Raw genomic sequence first — 4,307 nt, 5'->3', positions numbered from 1 at the left:
TGATGCCTTCGGTTGGTTCAACCACTGTGGTCTATTTACCTGAAAATTGCTGTAAGTTTACCTTCCAATGTCTTGGTATGGCGCTTGCGATGCTCTTTAGAAGCGTCAACTGCTCCTTGAGCATGGCTTATCACACCGTTTGCATGGCGCTTTGAAATGCCAAATGTCTTTTGTAGATAGGTGTTCCAACTGGATTTATTGAACAATTGACCAGAGAGAAGATAGTTAGCTGTCTCACATGCTGCTTTGTGGAATACCGGACTGTAAGCAGACAAGAACATCTCAAACTCAGTGAGTCCTAAGCTATTCAATTCTTCTGTTGGAGTCGGTAATCCTTTTACATATGTGAGAGTCGCCATCTTACTTCACCTCGTTAACTACTTGAGTCATACCATCAATAAGTTTTTTGTTTTTCTTACTTCTGGAACCATACAACCGAGCAGAGAATACGGTAATCAGTTCAATCATGTCTTGGACTAGTTCTTGCTCAAATGGGACTTCCTCGTTGGACTTGTTGATAATTACCACTTCTGTCTCAAATTCCTCACACATCGCAAAAACAAGCTCTGCTCCAAATCGTAGCAACCTGTCTTTGTGGGTTAGTACCAATCTTGCGACATCGCCTTGCATAATACGTTTGAGAAGTTTCTGAAGTCCTTTCTTCTGGTAGTTCAAACCACTGCCCAAATCTTGAATAGTTTCAAACTGCCATCCGTTGGCAGAACTGAATGCTTCTAATACTTGTGCTTGACGTACTAAATCAGCTTTTTGATCATGGCTTGAAACACGAGCGTAGTTGATGGTTATCCGGTCATCTAGTTGCTTTAAGTCACGCGGAGTGAGTCGTTTAATGTCTGCTAAATAAAAGCGTCTGTGTCCACTAGGTGCTCGTTCATATCTAATCTTGCCTTGGTCTGACCATCTCCTAATCGTGTCCACAGAAACGCCTAACTCTTTTGCAGCATCGCCGATGCTGATAGTCACTGATTGAATGTCCTCCATGCTTGCCTCTAATGTAGAATACATTCAATTATATAGGCATTCCGGAAGAGTTGCCTAGATATACCCAGAAATTATCTTTCAGTTCCTAACCCCACACATCTACTTCACTGCAGCACAACTACTATTAGGTGCAGGCTGTTCCCGTTGTACACCAACCTTGGTAGGATCATAACCGACCAGCACCACCTCACCTTTTTCGTTATATATCCAACCTTGAACGGGTACTATCTTTTTGAGAGGTGGTTTTTGAGATGGCTGCTTATAAGTTGTACTTGTTGAATTCACTGTCCTGGTGACAGGCTGAATTAAATCAACGCGCACATTGTCACTACTGAGGACTTTTTGGGGATCAGTTGGAAGTCCGCCACGTCCTGTGATCGTAAAGCTACTACCAAAACCTTTGGAACAGGGATTTTGGGCAACCTGCTGAGCGGGGTCGATGACAGCTTCTGACAATTCAAATAATCCACGAGTGGGGTCAGTTAGCTGTGTGTTAAATTGCACAATTCCATTGAACTGCGGACCTGCTTCAGAAGTGGCTGAGATGACGCTGTCTGGTGAAAGAAATCTGCCGCCGGTGGTTGTTATGAAGATATTGCCTCCATAACCTTGTTCAGCATTGGCGGTAATTTTGCTATTTTCTAAGGCTACCAAGTTACCAGTGTTGATGGTAATGTTGCCTCCCGTTGCTGTACCTGTGGCGTTAGTAGTGATGCTGCTCTTGCGGCGCAAGATTAAGTCGCCTGAATTCAGGGTAATGTTGCCCTCTCCCCCATTTGTGTTGGCGGTAATTAATGCCTGGTTGTCTAATCGGATGTCCTTAGCAGTTGTGATGTTGATGTTACCTGCAGCGCCAGTGCCAGTGTTAGTGTTAGTGGTAGAGATTCTACCGCCATTGGTTAGAGAGAGCGATCGCGCATTAATATCAATCCCACCTGCATTACCCACAGCCCCAGTGTTAACATTACTGAAGATGCCACTGCGGGTACCATCATTGACTCCTGTAATTGTGATGCCGTTGCGAATATCAAGCTTTACCTTTCCGGCATTCCCTTGTCCAAAAGTGCTGGTAGAAAGTAGAGCGCCATCAGTGAGTGAGAGTTTGTCTGCGCTAATACGGATTTCTCCGCCATTACCTATGCCTGTGTCTTCCACCCTACTGAAAATGCCACTGGGATAATTGTCTTCGCCATCGCTACTTATTCCTGCAAACGAAACCTCACGAGCGGAAACGATAACATTACCTGCATCTCCTAGTCCACCAGTGCTGGCAGAAAGTTGAGCACCATTGGTGAGTGAGAGTTTGTCTGTGGTGATACTGATGTTTCCGCCATTGCGCTTGATTTGTTCAGCGTCTACTGGGTTGACATCAGTTATGATCGAAGTGCCATCTCCTGCCAAGGAAACAGTATCCCTAGCATTAATCGTTATATTACCTCCATTTCCCTGTCCAGAAGTACTGGTAGACAGTCGAGCGCCATTGGTGAGTGAGAAGTTGTCTGTGGTAATCTCAACGCCACCCGCATTACCCACACCTCCGGTGTTGACATTATTGAAGATACCACTGCTGGTACCATCATTGACTCCCGCAATTGTAACGCCGTTGCGAATCTCAAGCTTTACCTTTCCGGCATTCCCTTGTCCAGAAGTACTGGCAGAAAGTCGAGCGCCATCAGTGAGTGAGAGTTTGTCTGCACTAATACGGATTTCTCCGCCATTACCTCTGCCTGTGTCTCTCACCGTACTGAAAACGCCACTGGGATAATTGTCTTCGCCATCAGTAGCTATTCCTGCAAACGAAATCTCACCAGCTGTGATAACGATATTGCCTGCATTCCCCTGTCCAGCAGTGCTGGCAACTACTTGAGCACCATTTGTGAGTGAGAGCTTGTCTGTGATGATGCTGATGTTTCCAGGACTAATGGCTTTTGTGGCATCTTCTCGTACAACGGCGGAGATACGAGTATTATTGCCCCCTAAGGAGAAGTTTCCTTCTAAGGAGGCATTACTGGCTTTGATAAACACGTTACCTGCACTTCCTTCACCAAGTGTATTCGTAGACACTACTGCGCCATTTTTGAGAGTTAGGTTCGTGGTTGTTAATTGAACGCCACCTGCGTTGCCTACACCTTTTTCTTCTACAGTGCTGGTAATTTCACCTCCATCAACCAAAACAGAACCTTTGGCATTAATTTCTACACTGCCTGCATTACCAAGACTGAAAGTTTTAGCACTGACAAAATTCCCATTGCCCAAAGTTAAGTCTTTTGTCGTGATTTGAACACTACCTGCATCACCCTTCTTAGCGCTAGGTTCCACACGAGAGCCAATGGCACTGTAAGCTCCACCGCTGTTTCGACCATCTACAGAGATGGTATCGCTGGCATTAATCTTGACGATACCACCATTTCCTGTGCCGAAGGTGCCACCAATAATTTGAGAGCCATTTTTGAGATCTAGAGAACCAGTGGTGATATTGATGTCACCTGCATTGCCCACACCTGTTGATTCTACGCTGCTCCTTATTGGACTGTTGTCCAAGGAAATGCTACCTTTGGCATTAATTGTCAAAATACCCCCATTGCCTGTGCCGGAGGTACCGGTACTCAACACAGCTCTATTCTTGAGAGTTAGATTTTGAGTCGTGATTTGAATGTTACCTGCGTTGCCCAAGCCTCCTTCTTGTACAAAATTAGCTACTCCGCTTCCATCTAAAGAAACAGTATCTTTTGCATCAATTTTAATATCGCCTGCTTGAGCGCCTGGTGTTCCTAAACCAGTTTGTATTCCTGCAAAAAGAAGACTTCCTCCCGAAAGCTCTAAATTTCTGGCATTCACTGCAATATTGCCGCCGCCACCTGCGCTAACGTAAGCGATCACACGATTAGTCAGCGAGACATCAGCACGTTGCACTCCCACAGGAAAACTCAAACTTCCATCACCATTAAGTCCCACCGTTCCCGCCGCAGATAATCCTCCTAACTCAACTCGTCCTGCTGGTGCGAACAGTATCCCGCCATTTAAACTGACGTTACCGCCTACTAGTGCTAAATAGTTTCCTTGTGGAACCTCAAGACCAGCAGACTGACTAGTGATATTTTGAGGATTATTCCTAAATCCCAATCCAATCGGAACATTGATAGTTAACAACGGCGCTGCTTGCGGATTCGTCGCACTAAACTCAAACCCATCCTTAAACAGCAAACTATTCGCCGTACTTCCTAAAAATGAACCACCAATTTGCAAACTCGCATTTGGTCCAAAAATGATCCCGGCTGGATTGAGTAAAAATAAGTTTGCCTTGC

The 4,307-nt window shown here is 45.3% G+C and carries 3 protein-coding genes; all 3 read right to left on the bottom strand.

The annotated features are described in order from the left end of the window. Window positions 1–35: 35 nt before the first annotated feature. Window positions 36–359, bottom strand: coding sequence for a hypothetical protein (locus AC5590_RS18445; RefSeq protein ID WP_248277435.1), 324 nt, complete (start codon window positions 357–359; stop codon window positions 36–38). A gap of 1 nt (window position 360) precedes the next feature. Continuing rightward, the gene (locus tag AC5590_RS18440; RefSeq protein WP_169268895.1) at window positions 361–1,002 is read right to left on the bottom strand and encodes an IS607 family transposase; all 642 of its coding nucleotides are present in this window, start codon (window positions 1,000–1,002) and stop codon (window positions 361–363) included. A 99-nt stretch (window positions 1,003–1,101) separates the two neighbouring features. After that, the coding region (locus tag AC5590_RS18435) for a beta strand repeat-containing protein (protein ID WP_169268894.1) at window positions 1,102–4,307 on the bottom strand (3,206 nt) is incomplete at its 5' end.

Source organism: Brasilonema octagenarum UFV-OR1 (assembly GCF_963888615.1).
GTDB classification, from domain to species: domain Bacteria; phylum Cyanobacteriota; class Cyanobacteriia; order Cyanobacteriales; family Nostocaceae; genus Brasilonema; species Brasilonema sennae.
This window is presented reverse-complemented; position numbering and strand designations above follow the sequence as displayed.

Coding starts and splice junctions, on each gene's coding strand:
- AC5590_RS18445 (WP_248277435.1), bottom strand. CDS start 359: ATGGCGACTCTCACATATGTAAAAGGATTACCGACTCCAACAGAAGAA.
- AC5590_RS18440 (WP_169268895.1), bottom strand. CDS start 1,002: ATGGAGGACATTCAATCAGTGACTATCAGCATCGGCGATGCTGCAAAA.